Raw genomic sequence first — 1,472 nt, 5'->3', positions numbered from 1 at the left:
AGGGCCGCGCCGGTGAACGCGATTCGACGATCGCGTTCACCGGCGCGGCGTCGGGATCACCACCAGGCGGTGGAGTTGCCCGCGGTGCACGTGCCGTTCGGGTCGACCACGTAGCACGCCCGGAACGCGCGGTTCGGGCTCGAACTCGTGGGGTAGGCCTGCGTGTAGTTGCGGCTGCCCGCGGTGTACGTCGAGAAGTCGTCCGCGACCCGGTCCCCGTTCAGGTCGACCTCGAAGCGGATGAACTCCGGGCCGGTGTAGTCGAGGATCCGCCCCCAGCCGTACTGCGCGCCGCCGCAGGTGCCGTAGCGGACCTGGACCACCCGGCCGCTGACCGTGCGCTGCACCGCCGTGAGCGGGTTGGCGCACGTCGCCGGGTCGCTCCACCACGGCGCGGCAGCGCCGGCGGCGGATGCGGATGCGGTGGTGGCGGATGCGGATGCGGTGGTGGCGGCGATCAGAGCCGTGGTCATGGCAGCGGTCGTCAGGACAGCCGCCACCTTCGTCGTCTTCGTCATCGTTCCCCCTGTTGCCAATTCGACGGGGGCGGTCGGCGCTGCGTGTGGATCTGCGGTCGTGCCCGGGCACCTGCCCACATCGGCCGCGGTGTCATCGCTCCCCCACCTGGACGAGCACCTCACCGCCCGTCCTCATGGTCGCACCACTGGTGGAGCATCAGCATTATCTCGTTCGGGTGAATACCCAGCATCCGATTACACAGCGCTACCCCATGCCGCTCGAAAGTCATCGTCGTCATCCGCACGCAGGATGAGGGCGTGTGGACGCCGGAACTCGGCAGAGGTGATCAGGGCCACGCTCAAACGCCCGAACTCGGCTCGGACCCCTTGATCCGTTCGACGAGCTCGTCGCGGTACTCCTGCGCCGCCTGGAACTCCGGTTCGTCACCACTAGCCCGCTTCAACGCGCCTCCGGCATGTTCCGCCCTTCGCGTTCGTCGCCGCGCGCATCCGCCTGCCTCGCGGCGTTCTCCAGTCACTGAGCCTTTTCCAACCTCATCCAGCGTTGAGGTGAAGCGTGAGGACGGCTCTGGTCAGGTCGGTGATGCGGGTGGTGGAGCAGCGGAGTCTGCGCAGCAGCCGCCAGGCCTTCAGGGTCGAGACGGATCGTTCGCCGAGTGCGCGGATGCGGGCATGCGAGCGGTTGACGGCCTGCTGACCGGGCGAAAGGTTGTGCCACTTGCCGCGATAGGGCACGCGGACCGAGCCGCCCGCTCCCCGGTAGGCCTTGTCCGCCCAGCATGGGATGTTCGCTGCGGTCAGGGCGTCGACGATGCCGTGGGTGCGAGCCGCGGTCAGGTCGTGGGTCGAGCCGGGCAGCGCGGGCGAGGTCCACAGCAGTCGCCCGGCCGGGTCGGCAAGGACTTGGACGTTCATGCCGTGGCGCTTGTGCTTTCCCGAGTAGTACGGCCGATCGGCAGCGATGCGGTCGATGCGCAGCAGGGTGCCGTCGAG

At 68.9% G+C, this 1,472-nt stretch carries 2 protein-coding genes; both read right to left on the bottom strand.

Annotated elements, in window-relative coordinates:
* Positions 1-56: 56 nt before the first annotated feature.
* A complete protein-coding gene (locus tag LNK82_RS03465) occupies positions 57-518 on the bottom strand; it encodes a hypothetical protein (protein ID WP_230565444.1) in 462 nt (153 codons plus the stop codon).
* A 495-nt stretch (positions 519-1,013) separates the two neighbouring features.
* On the bottom strand, positions 1,014-1,472 hold a 459-nt coding region (locus tag LNK82_RS03460), incomplete at its 5' end, for a transposase family protein (protein ID WP_230565443.1).

The organism is Saccharothrix luteola, from assembly GCF_020859565.1.
GTDB classification, from domain to species: Bacteria; Actinomycetota; Actinomycetes; order Mycobacteriales; family Pseudonocardiaceae; genus Actinosynnema; species Actinosynnema luteola.
Note: the sequence above shows the minus strand (reverse complement) of the source record. Positions and strands in the feature narration are given on the sequence as shown.

Coding starts and splice junctions, on each gene's coding strand:
- LNK82_RS03465 (WP_230565444.1), bottom strand. CDS start 518: ATGACGAAGACGACGAAGGTGGCGGCTGTCCTGACGACCGCTGCCATG.